The 17,134-nt window shown below is 47.1% G+C and carries 12 protein-coding genes and 1 pseudogene; 7 read left to right on the top strand and 6 right to left on the bottom strand.

Features of this window, described 5'->3' with window-relative positions; all coding sequences use genetic code 11:
* The first annotated feature begins 8 nt into the window (after positions 1-8).
* The 3 genes from QUA57_RS09275 to QUA57_RS09265 all read left to right on the top strand — a co-directional run bounded on the left by QUA57_RS09275 (position 9) and on the right by QUA57_RS09265 (position 2,193).
* Positions 9-395, top strand: a complete 387-nt coding sequence (locus QUA57_RS09275) for a response regulator (RefSeq protein ID WP_333060370.1) — start codon at positions 9-11, stop codon at positions 393-395.
* Positions 396-1,459: 1,064 nt separating this feature from the next.
* Positions 1,460-1,768, top strand: a complete 309-nt coding sequence (locus QUA57_RS09270; protein ID WP_333060371.1) for a DUF1830 domain-containing protein — start codon at positions 1,460-1,462, stop codon at positions 1,766-1,768.
* A gap of 74 nt (positions 1,769-1,842) precedes the next feature.
* Entirely contained in the window at positions 1,843-2,193 is a 351-nt protein-coding gene (locus QUA57_RS09265; RefSeq protein ID WP_333185173.1) for a late competence development ComFB family protein, read from the top strand.
* An 82-nt stretch (positions 2,194-2,275) separates the two neighbouring features.
* On the opposite strand, the gene QUA57_RS09260 is transcribed toward QUA57_RS09265, so the two are convergent.
* Together QUA57_RS09260 and QUA57_RS09255 are read right to left on the bottom strand one after the other, a co-directional pair.
* A complete protein-coding gene (locus tag QUA57_RS09260; RefSeq protein WP_333060373.1) occupies positions 2,276-2,629 on the bottom strand; it encodes a DUF6464 family protein in 354 nt (117 codons plus the stop codon).
* 445 nt (positions 2,630-3,074) lie between these two features.
* Positions 3,075-3,806 carry a sucrose-phosphate phosphatase gene (locus QUA57_RS09255; protein ID WP_333060374.1) on the bottom strand — a complete coding sequence of 244 codons (732 nt, stop codon included), beginning with the start codon at positions 3,804-3,806 and terminating at the stop codon, positions 3,075-3,077.
* A 171-nt stretch (positions 3,807-3,977) separates the two neighbouring features.
* Between QUA57_RS09255 and QUA57_RS09250 the strand changes: the two genes are divergently transcribed.
* Complete coding sequence (locus QUA57_RS09250; protein ID WP_333060375.1) at positions 3,978-6,221, top strand: iron uptake porin; 2,244 nt, start codon at positions 3,978-3,980, stop codon at positions 6,219-6,221.
* Positions 6,222-6,731: 510 nt separating this feature from the next.
* On the opposite strand, the gene QUA57_RS09245 is transcribed toward QUA57_RS09250, so the two are convergent.
* Positions 6,732-10,073 carry a PAS domain S-box protein gene (locus tag QUA57_RS09245; protein ID WP_333060376.1) on the bottom strand — a complete coding sequence of 1,114 codons (3,342 nt, stop codon included), beginning with the start codon at positions 10,071-10,073 and terminating at the stop codon, positions 6,732-6,734.
* 408 nt (positions 10,074-10,481) lie between these two features.
* Positions 10,482-11,141 carry an HAD family hydrolase gene (locus QUA57_RS09240; RefSeq protein ID WP_333060377.1) on the bottom strand — a complete coding sequence of 220 codons (660 nt, stop codon included), beginning with the start codon at positions 11,139-11,141 and terminating at the stop codon, positions 10,482-10,484.
* A 115-nt stretch (positions 11,142-11,256) separates the two neighbouring features.
* On the opposite strand from QUA57_RS09240, the pseudogene QUA57_RS09235 reads away from it, so the two are divergent.
* Both QUA57_RS09235 and QUA57_RS09230 read left to right on the top strand, forming a co-directional pair.
* Positions 11,257-12,021, top strand: a pseudogene (locus QUA57_RS09235) (Uma2 family endonuclease).
* Positions 12,022-12,314: 293 nt separating this feature from the next.
* The gene (locus QUA57_RS09230; protein ID WP_333060378.1) at positions 12,315-14,123 is read left to right on the top strand and encodes an aspartate kinase; all 1,809 of its coding nucleotides are present in this window, start codon (positions 12,315-12,317) and stop codon (positions 14,121-14,123) included.
* 399 nt (positions 14,124-14,522) lie between these two features.
* Here the strand turns inward: QUA57_RS09230 and dcm are convergent, their stop codons facing one another.
* Positions 14,523-15,554, bottom strand: coding sequence for a DNA (cytosine-5-)-methyltransferase (gene dcm, locus QUA57_RS09225; protein ID WP_333060379.1), 1,032 nt, complete (start codon positions 15,552-15,554; stop codon positions 14,523-14,525).
* Between the two features lie 338 nt (positions 15,555-15,892).
* On the opposite strand from dcm, the gene QUA57_RS09220 reads away from it, so the two are divergent.
* Positions 15,893-16,276 (top strand): DUF4346 domain-containing protein, encoded by a 384-nt coding sequence (locus QUA57_RS09220; protein WP_333036837.1) that lies wholly within the window; start codon positions 15,893-15,895, stop codon positions 16,274-16,276.
* A gap of 59 nt (positions 16,277-16,335) precedes the next feature.
* Here QUA57_RS09220 and psb32 read toward each other — a convergent pair whose 3' ends face one another.
* Positions 16,336-17,058 carry a photosystem II repair protein Psb32 gene (psb32, locus tag QUA57_RS09215; RefSeq protein ID WP_333060380.1) on the bottom strand — a complete coding sequence of 241 codons (723 nt, stop codon included), beginning with the start codon at positions 17,056-17,058 and terminating at the stop codon, positions 16,336-16,338.
* Positions 17,059-17,134 lie beyond the last annotated feature (76 nt).

Below are 17,134 nucleotides of genomic sequence, written 5' to 3'. Positions count from 1 at the left end.
TTTTAATTATGTCAGCAAAGCGCATTCTGGTCATCGATGATGAAAAAAACCTCTGCAGCGTGATTCAGGCCTGTCTGGAACATTTAGGCGGCTGGATTGTACTAAGCGCACCCGACGGCAGCCAAGGATTGCTTTTAGCTGAAACTCAACTCCCTGACGCTATTCTGCTAGATGTGATGATGCCGGATATGGACGGACTTACTCTGTTTGGTTTGCTGCAAAACAATGCGACTACTCGGGGGATTCCGGTGATTTTCCTGACGGCTAAGGTGCAGGCGATGGATTTGAGCGAATTTGCTGATTTGGGGGTAGCGGGGGTGATTGCCAAGCCTTTCGATCCTTTGAGTTTGGCACAGCAAGTGGCGGAGATTCTGGGTTGGGAACCGTTGCTTTAAACTGGGGTAAAAGGCGATCGCAGATAGCATATCAAACTCGGCATTTGAAACCGCTACTAGACGAACAAAGTCGGCCCACCCCGACGGCAGAATCAAGGGCATTAAAGCCGGATGACGATCGAAAATCCGCTTTCTGGTTCTCTTGATTATTCCGAAAATCACGCAATTACGTTATTAAACCGGGTTGATGCGTTCAGGAAAGTTCTAGTTTTTCCGGCTATTTTCATAATTTCCTCATTTTTTTGATTTAGCTTTGAGATGGATCGGTGATTGGTTAATTTAAACTCTGATTCCCTATAAGTTCTAGAGATGATCTCAGGGAGTCGGGGTTTTTTGTTACCTCCAAAGCTGATCGGCTATCACCGTATTTACAGGCAGAATAACTCCTCCAGAGGTTACGCACACTGGCATCAAGAACGGTTTTTTTTTACCCGGAATCACAGATGCAGCGAAGTTTTTGGGTGAAAAACCCGGTTTCAGCCTGCTAACCCAAGATTTACGCAGAGTTCCCTGAGAAACCTGGTTTTTTAACCCAGGAGCACAGATGGAGCTAAGTTTTTGGCTAAAAAACCAGGTTTTTGCCTAACTGTTGTAATCCCTGCTTCGGCAAAAGTATATTTATCAAAAAAAATGATGGTCTTCATAATTTCCTCATATTTTTTAGATAAAGTTTACTCCAAGCTCTTGATCTTAAGGTCGATCGCACTCTCCGCACCATTCCGCTGTCAAAGAGTAAATCTGTTGTCAGGAGAGTTCGGGAAAGTGACGGAACTTTCAATTAACTGCTGCTACAGTACAACCAACCTCAATAAGTCAGGATCTAGGCCCTGCATACCAAAAAAACCGGGTTTTTTAACCGGGAAAAACGGAGTTTATGCGCCAGACCTCTAAGTGTTGGCAGGATAACTCAATGCTACAAAAATTAATAACTGAAGATGTGATTTGCTCTCGAATAACACCCCAAAAATAAGTCGGTCGTTTGATAAAGAGTCAAACTCGCAATTGCCACTAACAGGCAAAGCCAAGTCTCAGTAAGTTTTTGAAAGAGTGTGGAGATTTTTTTAATGTCTGATCAGCTATCTTATAAAGGTAACAACCAGATTCTGTGCTATTACGCAAATGTTACCAACCTAGTTCAGGTGGTTCGGATTGGGAACATTCCTAATTGGTACTTTGAAAGAGTGCTGTTTCCGGGACAGCGACTGATGTTTGAAGCTGCTGCTGAAGCAGTCTTAGAAATTCACACTGGTACGGTGGCAAGTGCTATTTTATCGGACAAGATTCCCTGCTACGTGCTGCGGGTTATAGAAGAGGTAAGTTCAGAGTTTGAGCTGGTGATGACCGAAGAACGATTGGCGGTATTAGCCGGTTAAAATTCATGAGAAATCAGACGATATCGAGAACGGGCACAAAAATATTAGTTAACGAGTGTTTGGGGACAGGGAAAATGCAGAAAAATCTTGTCAATATTACCTTAGCTGTAGTAACAGAGGAAGTAGAAATTATCTTGCAGTCTTATCCGAAGCACCCATACCAACAAGCTTTTTCGCCTTCGGGATTGCGACAGGATTTAATTGCTTATGTGCTCAGCCGAGTTCCTAATAGATATACTGCGATCGACTCCGGCGAGTCTGTGTCAAACCAAACAGTTCAGGTTCGCTGTTCTTCTGAGCAGTTGCTGCACATAGAAAATTTGATTCATACTGGCATTCGTGACGTGCTGCACAGCTATCAGAAGATAGATTACCCCCTGCCTGAAGAAGTTAAATTTGATTCGAGAGTTGCTAGTTGGTTGTGATAGTTTCTTGTAATTGAGGGAGACGCCGAGATTCTCGGCCCTCTCGGTTGGGCGAGGTGGAATTGTGTACTGACTCGATGGTTCAAGACTTTTGGTAATCGCAGCAGCAGTTGCACGGGCCATTGGGATTGACAGCACAGCGCAGAATTTCCGATAGAGCATTAAAGCGACAGCTAGCATCTCCGATAACCCAGATGCCGCTTACAAAAGTTCTTTCCGTCGGCGGTGTGGCCGACTGCACGTACAGGGCAATTTTTTGCAGTCGGTAGCGGCCGGATTTGAGTTGATAGCGGTGGTGGCGTTCCAAGACAGCGTAGGTTTGTCCCTCTAAATCTAGATAGTTCCCCGGTTGTGGCGTCCAATCCAGCCGAATGCTACCTAAATATTGGCGGGGGTGAGAGAGAATCACCTCTACAGGTAAAGTATTTTGTTCCATGTGGCGGTGCGTTCGCGAACTGAACTAAAGGGGCAAATAGTTGACTCAACCTACATCTTGTTCATCTAGAAAGATAAGTTTTTATAGAGAGTGTAATTTAGGTTTAGGCGCTACACTTAACTATAGAACCTTTGGCGATGGAGGAATAGGCGACTTATCTTGGGATAGCCGACTCCCTCCACTACGTTCCGCCCAACAGGCTAGGAAATAAACTTCAACTCGCTTGAGGTAACTAAAGTTAAGTTCGATTAGCTTTGATAAAGCAGTACACGCTGATGGTATCGCAACTCGCAGGTTCGATCAATATGCGGTTGAGATTCCTGAACAGATTTTAACGGTTTGCAGGACTTGGGGCGCTTGAGGTGGGTTTGTACTAAGGACTTCAGTCCTCTGATTTGTATGAGGACTTAACTGCTGACTACAAACCAAACCGCTTTTTTGGCCATCAAAATTCCCAAAAATATGCCATTCCTTCCATGATTCCCCAAGCGCAAGCAGAACCTGCTAAATAATGATTTTCAGTGCCACATTCGCGATGCCATTCTAAGAGTTCTGACAGAGCATTAGCAACGATTACTCCCCGGACAGCCTGTTCAAACATACTGATATCATTGCCCGAATCACCGCAAACTAATGTTGCCTCAGATGGAATTTGTAGGCGCTTTTGTAAATAAAAAAGGGCATTGCCTTTATTGCTAGTTTGCGGTAAAATATCCACATCGCGATTGCTGCTAAAAATGATTTGAGCTGGCAGTCCCGATTCAGTTAACTTTTGCTGCAAAGCCTGGACAGTCGAGCTATTTTCTCCTGCTGGTTCCAGACTATAACTGATTTTCCAAGGATTTTGTTCTTTTAGGGATTGGGGTTTAAGCTGGGAAAACTGCTGAGCTAAAGAGGAGATCGCCATTTTATCCCAGTCTTGAGAAAGATATTCCGCCCAATCTAAATCGAGGATTCCGTCTTGGTAAATTTCGCTACCTACACCTGCGATAAAATAGTCGGGTGCTAGCAGTTGCTTTTGGGCAATTAATTCGCAAGTTGAAGCATAAGAACGCCCGGTAGCGTAAACCAAACAAATTTGCGCTCGCTGTGATTGCAAGCGCTGGTTGAAAACTTGAGTTGCTTCGTCATCTCCGACTAGCGTGTTGTCTAAATCTGTAACTAATAAAAACTTCATTTGGGGAATTAGTCAGGAGTCAGTAGTCTTCAGTCATTAGTGATTGGGAATTGCTCGCTTCCTAAAATAATTTTAACTATTTATAAGAATTTGTTAAACCAACTACATTTATAAGCAAGCTTATCGGTTAACATTGGCCAGATTTAATTTTCAATAAGTGGTGTGAGTTTTATGGTGAATAATGCAACCTCCGTTAAAGCTTTTTGGCTGTCTTTCTTGATTTCGGGTGCTGCAGTGCCTTTGGCGCCGATCTCCGCAACAGCTCAAATTCAGGATACCTCAACTCCAGAAGTTGCGCTAGAAGCGAGTGCCGTCTCTACGGCTACCCCAGAGGCAGCGCTGGCAGCAGGTAAGATTGAGATACCGCAGTTAGCGGCGAGCACGGCAGAGACTAACTCAGCAGTCGATCGCCCTTTACCCGAAACAGATGCAGCATGGGTGAATAGCGCTTTACCCGACACAGATGCAGCAGTCGATCGCAGTTTACCCGAAACAGATGCAGCCACAGTCGATCGCGCTTTACCCCAAACAGATGCACCATGGGTGAATAGCGCTTTACCCGAAACAGATGCAGCAGTCGATCGTGCTTTACCTCAAACAGATATAGCATGGGTGAATCGCGCTTTACCCCAAACAGATATAGCAACAGTCGATCGTGCAACAACAACCCCAGAAATAACGGGGGCAATTCGCGAATTACCCCCCCAGGAGTTAGAAATTGCAAACTCTCCTCAGTCTCAACAAGTGGCTGAAGCCAGCAAAGTTGCCGACATCAGCAGCGAGACGGGCACCGCTGATGACCTCAGCATACAAGAAGACGCAGCACAAGTCACTTCTGTTTCCCAACTGTCCGACGTGCGGCCGACAGATTGGGCTTTTCAAGCCTTGCAATCCCTAGTAGAAAGATACGGCTGCATTGCGGGATATCCAGACGGCACATTCCGAGGCAATCGGGCAATGACTCGGTATGAATTTGCCGCCGGATTAAACGCTTGCTTAGACCAAATTACCAAACAACTTGGGGGTTCTACTGGGAATTTAGTCAAGCGAGAAGATTTACTTGCTTTGCAAAGATTGCAAGAAGAATTTGCAGCAGAATTAGCTACATTGCGCGGTCGAGTAGATGCTTTAGAAGCCCGCACTGCCGAATTGGAAGCCAACCAATTTTCAACTACTACTAAACTCAACGGATTTGCTTGGTTTAACCTGACTGGAGCTTTTGCGGGCGAGCGAGTCCGAGTTGAAGCAACAAATGGAAATGCTGCTCCGCTCGATCGAGTAGCCGGACGCGATCCTGTCACCAACAGACCAATTGTGCAGAGAGTGGACGACCCAGAAATCACCTTCAGCCAGTTAGTTTGGTTGACCCTCACTACTTCTTTTACAGGGAAAGACGAATTGATTACACAGCTAGCTGTAGGTAACGGCAATTCCCCAGCCAATCAATATACTTCTACGGGCCTGTTCAATACCTTTGGCACTCCTTTTCTCGACCAGACTGCTGGGGTGAATCCCAATGAAGTTACCCTGCGAGAACTTTCCTATCGGTTCCCGCTTAGCAACCGCTTCCAAGTAGTAGTCGGGCCGAGGATTAATTTTTACCGCTACTTTGACAACAATAAGTTTAACTTTTTCGTAGACGGTGCGAGCAGCTTTAATTCTAACAACAGCCCTTTGTTAAGCGCTACCAGACGCGGTGCCGGTGCTTTGGTTTTGTGGGATATCGGCCGCGCATTGAAACTGCGTTTTGGCTATTTGGGCGAGAGTACGGAATTTTTGCCCACTTCCGTGTTCAATTCCGCTTCCAATCCGTCTCAAGGCTTGTTTGGTGGGACAAATACGACTACAGCAGAATTAACCTTCAGTCCGAGCGATCGGACTAATTTGCGCTTTTTGTACAGCCGTTCCAACATCCAGCAAATCGGCGGCTTAATTGGATCTCCTAACAGCAAGCCGTTGAACGGTGTGGCAGATGACGGTTTCGGCGGCCGCCTGGGCAATGCGACTGCGAATACTTATAGTTTCAATTTCGATTGGTTAGTTGCTCGCCGCTTTGGTCTTTTCGGCCGCTACGGCTACGCGGAAACCAATATATTTCCCAAGACTGACCGACCCGACGGCACGATCAAAAATCAATCTTATCAGTTAGGACTTGCATTTCCCGATTTGTTCAAAGAAGGAGCTTTGCTTACGGTGTCATATTTAGTACCTTTTGACTTTACTGGCGGTCGGAGGTTTCTAGTTTCTGGCGGAGGGAATGGCGGCACTCAGTACGAAATAGAGGCAACTTATTATTTGCCTCTCACCGACCATATTTCGATCGTGCCGGCATTTTATGCGATCAGCAATGCCAATAATTTCGATAACAACCCGACAATTTTTGTGGGCAATTTGCGGACGCAGTTTAGTTTTTAACTACATTAGGACTTACTTGAACCTAATTATAGTATTTTTCAGTTGAGTGAGGTACACATGGGGAATGGGTAATGGGTAATGGGGTGCTGACTGCATAGTACCTGACTCAGTTTAAAACTGCTATATTTAGGGCGCCCCTGGAGCACCTTACCATATTATCTAGGGTGCGCCTGGAGCACATTACCGCGCTCTTAGTAGGGTGTCAAACCACTGATACCAAATCCGCGTTAAAAACCCCTTGATAAGACTCGGCTATTGAAATCGCTACTACACAAACTTTCGTTCGTAGCTGAGAGGGACTAAGAAATCAAGGGGGTTTTTAAGCCGAATGCGGACATAATTAATGGACATGATATCAAATCCGCTAGCATCGTCGGGCGTAAAATCGAGTTAACACTCAACACTCAACCATCACTCAGTTTTTCGACTGACAGTTAACAGCCAACAGTCAACAATCACGGACGGTGCAACCGGAATTGACATGATGTCCTGATTAGCGTCGTCCTGATGTCAACGAATTGGAATTTCGATGATAAATTCAGTACCTTTACCGGGTTCTGAGAAGCACTGCAATTTGCCGTTGTGTTTTTCAACGACAATTTGGTGCGAAATTGATAAACCCAAACCTGTGCCTTTACCTACGGGTTTTGTGGTAAAAAACGGGTCAAACAAACGCACAATCTGATCTTCGGGAATGCCAAAACCGTTGTCTTTTATCCGAATTAAAATGCTCTTGTCATCAATCGTTTCAGTTTTAATGGTAATAGTAGGAAAGATATAATTTCCGGTGTCTTTGGCTTGGCTGCTGCTTTCTTCCAAGGCGTCGATCGCATTTGCCAATACATTCATAAATACCTGATTTAACAGTCCGGGATGACAGTTTATTTGCGGCAGTTCTCCGTATTCTTTGATCACTTTAATGCCCTGCCATTTTGCCTTGGCTTTCAGCCGGGTGTTCAACATTAACAAGGTACTCTCTAAACCTTCGTGAATGTCGGCAGTCTTGATTTTAGCTTCGTCTGCCCGCGAGAAATTGCGAAGAGTTTGAATAATTTCTACAATGCGCTCGCATCCGGTCTGCATCGAACTGAGCAACTTGGGCAGGTCTTCTGCTAGAAATTCTAAGTCTATATCATCGGCTTGTTGCTGAAGTTTTGCAGGGGGATTCGGGTACTCTTCTCGATAGACCTGTACGATTTCTAATAAGTCTAGAACGTAGCCTCGGACGTGGCAGAGGTTGCCAGCGACAAAGCCAACTGGGTTGTTAATTTCATGGGCAATTCCTGCTAGCACCTGTCCGAGGGAAGACATTTTTTCGGTTTGTACTAACTGCATTTGAGTTTGCTGCAAGTCGCTCAAAGCTGTTTGCAGTTCTTGGGATTTTTGTCGATCGCGATCGGCGGCGGCGGCCCGTTCTTCCTCAACTCCGATCGCGCCGGCAATAATTCCGATCAGCTTGCAGTCGGCTTCGGTGGGCGCGATCGACTCGGTGTTGACAACGCACACCGCACCCACGTAATTGTCGCCCAGCCGCACTGCTTGTCCCAGATAGCTTCGCAGTTGGTAGCGGATGACAGCGGGATCGGTTTGGGCGTAGATCGTGTTCTGCAAGTCAGGAATGGCAACAGCCCGATCGCTTCCTTTGCTGCATACGTCGGTGCAGATGTGGCCCTCGGCGCGATCTAGCAGCGGGTAGTCCGGCGGCGCTTGCCAAGTCGCGATTGCGTGCAGCAGTCCGCCACCTAAGCGGCTGTAGATGGCGCAGCTTCCGCCCAAAAGCTCGCCGGCTAAGGATGTCAGCCGCTGGATGTTCTCAGCGGCGTCGGTGGTGAATCCCAAAAAGCACTCGTTGATTTTGCTGAGGCGGTACTCTGCTTGCCTGCGCGCCGTCATGTCGCGGGAGTTGATCACAATTCCTTTCACAGCGGGGTCTGCTAGCAAGTTGATGCCGACACCTTCAAGAAAACACCAAGAACCGTCAGCCCGCCGGAACCGACCTTCTAGGGCCATCGGATCGCCTGGATGGGCCATCAGTTTTTCGCCGTCGGAAATCACCGAGGGCAGGTCGTCAGGGTGGATCGAATCGAGAGCAATTTGACCGGCGAGTTCATCGGGCTCGTAGCCTAAAACTCTTTCTACAGAAGGGCTTTCGTAAACAATGCGACCGCTGGCGTCGAGAATAGTAATGATGTCGGAACTGTTGAGAATTAGCGATCGCCACTTAGCCTCATTTTGAAACAAAGCTGACTCGGCTTGTTTGCGATCGGTAATATCCTCTACCATTTGCAAAATAAACTGTGGCGTTCCCTGACTGCTGTCGATGACAGAGGCGCTGAGGCGTCCCCACCTGATGCTGCCGTCTTGGCGGAGGTAGCGCTTCTCGATTTGGTAAGCTTCGCGGGAGCCCGCGGCCAACTCTTGGCGCAACTGGCGCGAAACTTCTGCGTCTTCCGGGTGCGCGCAGTCGTCGAGGCCGACACCCCGCAGTTGAGCTTCCGATCGCCCTAACATAGCTTGAAATGCCGGATTAGTGGCGATCGCAACACCTTCGAGGGTAGCGACTACCATGCCGATGGCAGCGCGTTCAAAAATTGCCCGAAACCGCTGTTCGCTGTCTCGCAAAGCTGCATCCGCTGCCACTTCCTGCGTGATGTCCCGCCCCGCGACGGCCAAACCTTTGCGCGAACCGTCGGGGTTGAACAGCGGCACTTTCCGCACTTCAAACAAATTGCTGCCGCCTGTGGGCAAGGAGACAATTTGGCGGCTGGAGGTAAGAGTGCCTGCTTCCCAGGTGGTTTCGTCGGTTTCCTGCCAAGTTAGCAGGATTTCTCTGACTCTGGGATCGGAGGCGGCAGCGAGTTCGGCAGTAGTTTTACCCTGGTAGTCTGAGGTTTCCCAGCCCAAAAGTTGGAGGGCGCAGTCGTTGGCAATCAGCCAGCGCCCCTCGCTGTCTGTGAGGTTGATGGCGTCGGGCACGGCGTTAATCGCGGTTTTCAACCAGTATTCTTGATTTCGCAGGGCTGCTTCGGCGCGCTTGCGATCGGCGATTTCGGCGACGGTTCCTTCGTAGTAAAGAAGTTCGCCATTTTCGTCGCGGACTTCGCGCACGTTTTCCGAGATCCAGGTAGTGCTGCCGTCTTTGCGGCGGACGCAAGACTCAAACTCTTTCAGGGAGCCATTTTTGCTGATTTCTGCAATGAAGGAAGCGCGGCGGGTGCGATCGGCGTAAAGGTTTTTTGCAGAACATTTGGCGATCAGTTCTGACGGGGAATCGTAGCCGTACATTCGGGCGAGTGCCTGGTTGGCGCTGAGGTAGCGCCCGTCTGGCGCGGTTTGGAATATGCCTTCGGTGGCGTTTTCAAAGATGCTGCGGTATTTTGCCTCGGCTTGTTTGAGGGCTTCTTCTGCTTGTTTACGATCGGTGATATCAGATTGGACGCCGATGAAGTGGGTAACGAGCCCGCTGCTGTCGCGCACCGGCGAGATGGTGAGTTCGTTCCAGAAGGCGGTGCCGTCTTTGCGGTAGTTTTTCAGAACTACTTTGCAGTCATGCTGTTCTTTCAGGGCCACGCGGATTTGATCGACGGCAGCGCCATCGGTATCCGGGCCTTGCAGGAAGCGGCAGTTCTTCCCGATTATTTCGCTGCGATTGTAGCCTGTAATCCGCTCGAAAGCCCCGTTGCAGTAGACTATAGGCTTGTCCGGCCGGGTAGCGTCCGCGATCGCGATGCCGTTGCTGGTAGCTGCCAGGGCGCGATCGTACAGCCGAAATACTTCTTCTATTAAATTCGGTGTGCCGCCAGTACGAGTCGGCGATAGCGTTTCAGAAGGAATGCTTATATCTATCTGCATGATTTTCTATAAATTGAGTTTATTGTACAGATCCCGACTGGCAGCACACCCTAGACTTTAACAGAATTGCCTGTTTTCCACAGGCAGAAGTTAGAAGGCTATTATGCAGAATTTGGGCGGTAAATTCTACCTGAAAAAAATCTGGCTTCCCTCGTTTTTTTCCTCTTTGCTTCTGCCTCGTGCCTTCTACCTTCAAAGGAATCCTACTTGTCAATTTATAATAGCTGTTCCCGGGATCACTCTATCTTTGGTATGGTTTGCTTGGCAGGGTTTAGGTAGCTTACAAGTTCGCGCATTTATTTTTTTGATTGAATCAAAATCTGATGCCGGGAGTCTCTATTGAAATATTTTGAATAAAAGACATAGGATTTAAACGATTCCAAATATCCAATAAAAAAACCGGAAAAATTAATGTTGAACGAACACAGCAAGTTCTGAAATATCGTCGATCGCGAAAGTCGGTTCTAGGGCGAGACACTGAGGGCGATCGCCATATCCATAAGCCGCCCAACAAACATCTACCCCAGCATTTTTAGCAAACAGCAAATCAATCGCTGTATCGCCAACCATTAAAATTTGACTGTTATCCAAGTCCGGGAACAGCGGTTTAATAATTGAGTGAAAAACCGCCGCCTCGGGTTTCATAATCATTTCTCCGTTGTCCCCTAAAATCAAATCAAAAAAACTGTGAATCTTCAATTTTTGCAGTAACGAATTCACAAAACTAACGTGTTTGTTGCTAAAAACTCCCAAGCTCAATCCCGACTTGCGCGCCAACTGCAAGACTTGCTTTGTCCCAGTAAATAACTCTACCTGCTTTTCACCTTCCGTGCGATAATAAGAGCGGTAAGTTTCAACCCATTCAGGAATTGCGCTTTCCTCGATCGCCGGATGCAGGATTTTAAAAGTGTTTAGTAAATTGATGCCGATCGTACTTATAATAGTATCAGCAGCAGGCGGGGTAATATTGAAAGTTTCAAAAGTTTTGGTAAAGCAAAATACAATAGCTTTGTGAGTAATTGCTAAGGTGCCGTCGAAGTCAAAAATAATTAACTTGTACTTACTCATATTTCTGAAAAATTTTCTATATAGCAGCAATCGGAGGTTTTCAATGACTTAATAGCATGATTAATCTCTAAGTCACAAATTATAAGTATAATCTTTAAAGATTCTAGAGATCAACATGAGTGTCACCGAAAAACCAGAAATTATAGCAACAGATTTCCCTGCTCCCACTCAATTACCAGACTCCGAGGGTACTTTTGTAAAAAACTTCCCAGAACATCCTCAAAGCATCCTGTTAACAACATCAATCCGACTGATTTTACATCGAATTCATCCTGACGGACAATACTGCATCGGTAAAGATTCCGGTATTTATTGGCGAGTTGCCGAATTCCCGGAACCGCCCGAAAGAGGAGCCGAAACACCTGATTGGTTTTACGTGCCCGACGTGCCGCCAACTCTTGACGGAAATCTTCGCCGATCCTATGTAATGTGGCAGGAATTAATGCCGCCTCGGATTGTACTTGAATTTGTTTCTGGTGATGGCAGTGAAGAAAGAGATAGGACTCCTCGCTAGGGCAAATTCTGGATTTACGAAGAGATAATCTGACCTGCTTTTTACGGCATTTATGAAGTCAAAAAGGCACAAGTTGAAGTGTATCATTTGGTAGAAGATCGGTTCGAGTTAGTCCCACAAAATGAGCGCGGACATTACCCGATCACACAAATAGGAGTGGAATTAGGTATTTGGCAAGGGGTTTATCAGGGTGTAGAATTGCCTTGGCTGCGCTGGTGGGATGCCTCTGGGAATTTGCGGCCGGCCGCCGAGGAACGGGCAGAACAAGCCGAAGTAGTGGCAGAACGAGAACGACAAAGGCGCATAGAAGCTGAGGTGCGAATTCAAGCTTTAGAAGCGCGTTTGCGAGAGTTAGAAGGCGAGTAATTCGATTTTAGATTTTAGATTTTAGATTTTAGATTGGGGATCAGTGATGATTATCGGCGTTGGGTTCTTCATAAGTCCTTGGGAATTCTTCAATTCTTCCATCAAAAATCTTAATTCCCATAAGTCGCAGATGCCGGTAGGGACACGGCAATTCAGTGTCCCTAGGAATATCATGTGCTGTAAAAACCCGATCGCCTAGCAGCCTCCTCAGAAACGATATAAACATTCATCGGTTATTATCAAAAATTTGCGTATATTAACTTAAGTATTGCATCACTTTTTGTGTAAGTCCTATGGCACTAATTGTTCAGAAATATGGCGGAACCTCGGTTGGCACAGTCGATCGCATTTTGGAGGTAGCCCGACGAGTTGTGAAAACAGCACAGCTCGGCAACTCTCTGGTTGTCGTACTTTCGGCGATGGGCAAAACCACCGACGGTTTAGTTAAACTCGCCAAGGAAATTTCCGCAAATCCCAACAAGCGGGAAATGGATATGTTGCTTTCCACTGGGGAACAAGTCTCGATCGCACTTTTGAGCATGGCATTGCAGGAAATGGGACAGCCCGCAGTTTCCCTCACAGGCGCCCAAGTCGGCATTGTCACCGAAGCCGCCCACACCCGCGCCCGGATTTTGCGAATCGATCCCAATCGGCTTGAAAGCCAGTTAAAAAGCGGTAAAGTCGTTGTGGTGGCGGGTTTCCAAGGTATCGCCGATGCCGGAGAATTGGAAATTACCACCTTGGGGCGCGGTGGTTCCGACACGACAGCAGTAGCTTTGGCTGCAGCGCTGCGGGCCGACAGATGCGAAATTTATACCGACGTGCCCGGAATTCTGACTACAGATCCGCGCTTGGTTGCCGACGCCCAATTGATGGACGAAATCACTTGCGACGAAATGCTGGAATTGGCGAGTTTGGGCGCAAAAGTCCTCCACCCGCGCGCTGTAGAAATTGCCAAGAATTACGGCGTGCCGCTGGTAGTGCTTTCTAGCTGGAGTGACGCCCCCGGTACGCGGGTAGTCTCCCCACCCCCGCAACCCCGTCCTTTGGAGGGCTTGGAGCTCGCAAAAGCGGTGGATGCGGTGGAATTTGACTTAGATCAGGCGGGGGTGTCGCTGCTGCGTTTGCCCGATCGCCCCGGCGTAGCAGCGCGGTTGTTTGGTGCGATCGCGCAGCAAAACCTCGATGTAGACTTAATTATTCAGTCAATTCATGAAGGAAATACTAACGATATTGCCTTCACAGTGACGCGAAAATCTCTGCAACAAGCCGCCGCCGTTGCAGATGCAATTATCCCCGCCCTCGGCAAGAATTCTCGCCCCGAATTGGGAGAACCGGAAGTGAAAGCAGAAGAGCGGCCAATAGCTAAAGTTAGCATTGCGGGTGCGGGAATGATCGGTCGTCCGAGGGTAGCGGCGCAGATGTTTAAGACTTTAGCGGATGCGGGAATTAACATTCAAATGATTTCTACATCCGAGGTAAAAGTTAGTTGTGCGATCGATGCTGAAGATTGCGATCGGGCAGTTGCCGAACTCTGCAAAACATTTGATGTTGCCAACTCCCCTATTGGGCTGCGTTCATCCTCCCACAAACCGCCGGCAGTCCGCGCCGTTGCGTTGGATCTCAATCAAGCGCGTCTAGCAATTCGCCAATTGCCCGATCGACCCGGAGTAGCAGCAAAACTGTTTGGACTTTTAGCCGAGGAAAATATCAGCGTAGATACAATCATTCAGTCGCAGCGCTGTCACAATATTGACGGCATATTAACTCGCGACATTGCATTTACCGTAGCACAAATTGACGCCGAAGCTGCTAAAAACGCCCTCCAAAAAGCCGCCCCCGAATTTGGATGGGGCGAAGTAGCAGTCGATACACAAATCGCCAAAGTTAGCGTTGTCGGTTCCGGGATGGTAGCGCATCCGGGAGTAGCGGCAAAGATGTTTGAAGCGCTTTCCCGCCAGCAAATCAACATTCAAATGATTGCCACTTCCGAGATTAAAATTAGCTGCGTTGTGGATGAAGGACAAGGAGTAACTGCTTTGAAAGCAATTCACGCAGCCTTTGAACTTGCCGGCACCGAAAAAATCCAAGTTCCCGCCTAATCGAGGTTTGTAGTTGCGCTTCAGCGCCGACAGACTCTGAATCCCAACTACAAGCTTAAAAATTTCATTAATTAGAGTTTTCGGTAGGGATACGGCAGTGCCGTGTCCTTGCAAATATTGCGGACACAGCAGTGCTGTATCCCTACAAATATATTCGGATTTGGACACGGCACTGCTGTGTCCTTGCAAATATCGAGCGACAGTAAACGCTCGGAGTTTTGAGTGCAAATTTCACAGCATGAGGCTGTGTTAAAATGAAAATGGCGATCGAATTAAGGAATTTAATCTTACTCCTGTATTAGTAGAGTCCGTCAGAACCAAAATCCTCGATCGTCGCTCTCTACATCCGTCTGACGCACCTTACAAGTCGATGGGAGTGGCACACTTGCGTAAGTGCTGTTAGAAAAGAGCAACCTGTAAATATTCATTTATTTCTCTTGGCAATCCCTTCATTTCATCATACAATAAATTTTGACTTACTATTTCTTGCGCGATCGCCTCCACAACCGGCACACAAACCGAATTCCCAATTTGCTTGTAACTTTCCCCCGCACTCGGATAACTCTTAAAATCTTCAGGAAAACCCATAAGACGGTAACATTCCTTCAGCGTCAACTTTCTCACCATATCTTGCTCAGGAATGTAGATAAAAAACCTGCCCGATGTTTCTTGGGAAGGAATTGTCGGATGCACTCCATCTACCGAATAAATGCGATTAGGCTGTCTGTGAACCCTCGATAAATGTTCTGTATTTGGCCTCACGCCAGTTTTCCAAGTACCTTTATTTCTGTAACCTACAAACAAAAGTCCCGAATCTTGCTTTCTCGGAGACTCAATTAAAGTATACTCGGATTTGTCCAATATTTCAAAATCCCCTGTCTCGTCTAGAAATTCCCTGAGTTGCGGAGGAAACTTGCTTTTAAGTCGAGAAAAATTAAATTTTTTACCTTTAGTTGCAATAATGAATATTCTTTCACGATGTTGAGGAATTCCAAAGTCTTTAGCATTCAGCATTTTGTAATTCACGCTGTATCCCAAATCTTCAAGGCTGGCAATAATTACTTTTAAGGTATTTCCCTTGTCATGATGGATTAAGTGCTTGACATTTTCGAGAACAATTACTTGAGGTTGCTTTATTTTGATAATTTTACAAATCTCGAAAAATAGCGTGCCCCTAGTATCTTCAAAACCCAGCTTTTTGCCACAGATGCTAAAAGGTTGGCACGGAAACCCTGCGACTAAAATATCAAAGTCTACTAAATCGGTGGGATTAATTTTACTGATATCGGGAAAAGGAACCTCACCGAAATTTTCCGCGTAAACTTGTCGGCATTTGCTGTTAATTTCGCAGGAAAAAACACATTTAAAGGCATTTTTTTCAAACCCTTGTCTGAAACCTCCTATTCCTGAAAACAAATCTATAAATTTCATTCTGGCTCAGCTTTAACACAACCAAATCATCTATACAATAATAACCAATTTTGCATCATAGATAAGTGAGCAACGGCTAAAAAAACAGAATGCTCAGAGCCCCGACTTCTTCAAGAAGTCGGGGCTCTAACAGCGATCGCGTCTTAAGTTTACTCATCAATTTATCTGTCCAGTCCGATCGACTGTAGCATAGGAGCGATCGGCAAATTGCAGGAATTGTCGATCGCCCGAAATTTCCCCCGGCATTCAACCAACCAAGCTGCCAAACTTGTCCCGCAGCCGACTAAACTAGAAATAGCAAAAAAAATATAGCTATTGTTTACTTCCTTTCACCAACCATGAGTCAAACCTTGGAAAACCTCACCGCAATTGATGACAAGCTATCCAAACGCCACATCGACCTCGATCCAGGCGGCTACTTCATCATCTATCTCGATCGCGAAACCAGCTTAATTTGTGCCAAACATTTCACCAACATCATCGACGATCGAGGCCTCGCCGTCGATCCAGAAACTGGCAAACCCATCCCCGCCCGCGGCAAAGTAGAACGCACTGAGGCCACACTTTTTACCGGCAGAACCGCCAAAGAACTTTGCGTCAAAATCCTAGAAGAAACCCGCCCCTGTCCGGTGACAATGTTAGATCACGCGGCTTATCTGGGACGGGAATTTGTACGGGCAGAAATTGCATTGTTGAGCGATCGAGAATACGTTCAAGATTAGTGCAGCCCTGCCTTAATTTCTGGACAAAACGGCAACAGATCGAATTTATCAGCACCCGATCACGAAAAACCTTGATACCAAAAATAAGTCACCATCGGAATCACTGTCGCCAACACCAACAGCACAACCACAACAACTGTGGCATTGCCTTGGTCTGTTTCTTCAGCTTTTTTAAACGTGCCTTCAACTTGAATGTTGTCAACAACTTCAGGAGGACCCGGATCGGGTTCGCCCGACAAAACAGTTGCAATGCGCGTACTTGCAGCCGCAAATGCCTCGTTGTATTTATTCGCTTCCCGCAGCGGGACTTGCACGGTTTCCCCAGCTACACTTTGGGCAATTTCATCGGTTAGCAGGGATTTCACCCCTTCCCCCGTCCGAATTGCCGCGCTGTTGGTAACAGTGTCGAGAACGAGTAAAATTTGATTAGTCTGGTCTTCTTTTGCGGGAAACCACTGTTCAAACAGTTGGTCGGTGAAAGTGGCAGTCGTTTCGCCGTAGTCTAAGCGGTGGATGGTGACAAATCGGACTTGTTTCCCTGTTTTGTTTTCCAGGTTGTCGAGCACGCTGCTGATATTGCTTTCGCTGCTGCGGCTGAGCACGTCGCCTTTGTCGAACACCCAAGTTCGATCGCCCGCCGACAACAGGGGCATTTCGTACACGCCAGTCGCCAATGCCGGCAATACCGCCATCTGGGATGCGATTAGGGCGATCGCGATCGTCGCCGCCAAAGGTTGGAGATATTTTCTCCAGTTAAATAATTGCTTCAGGAGTCGGGTCATGAGGTTAACCGTAAAACTGACTTTTTTCCAAAAATACTATAGAAACCCCCGTAAAATTCATTTTATGCAGGGCAAT

This window comes from Microcoleus sp. Pol7_B2, from assembly GCF_036701035.1.
In the GTDB taxonomy this organism is placed as follows: domain Bacteria; phylum Cyanobacteriota; class Cyanobacteriia; order Cyanobacteriales; family Microcoleaceae; genus Microcoleus.
Note: the sequence above shows the minus strand (reverse complement) of the source record. Positions and strands in the feature narration are given on the sequence as shown.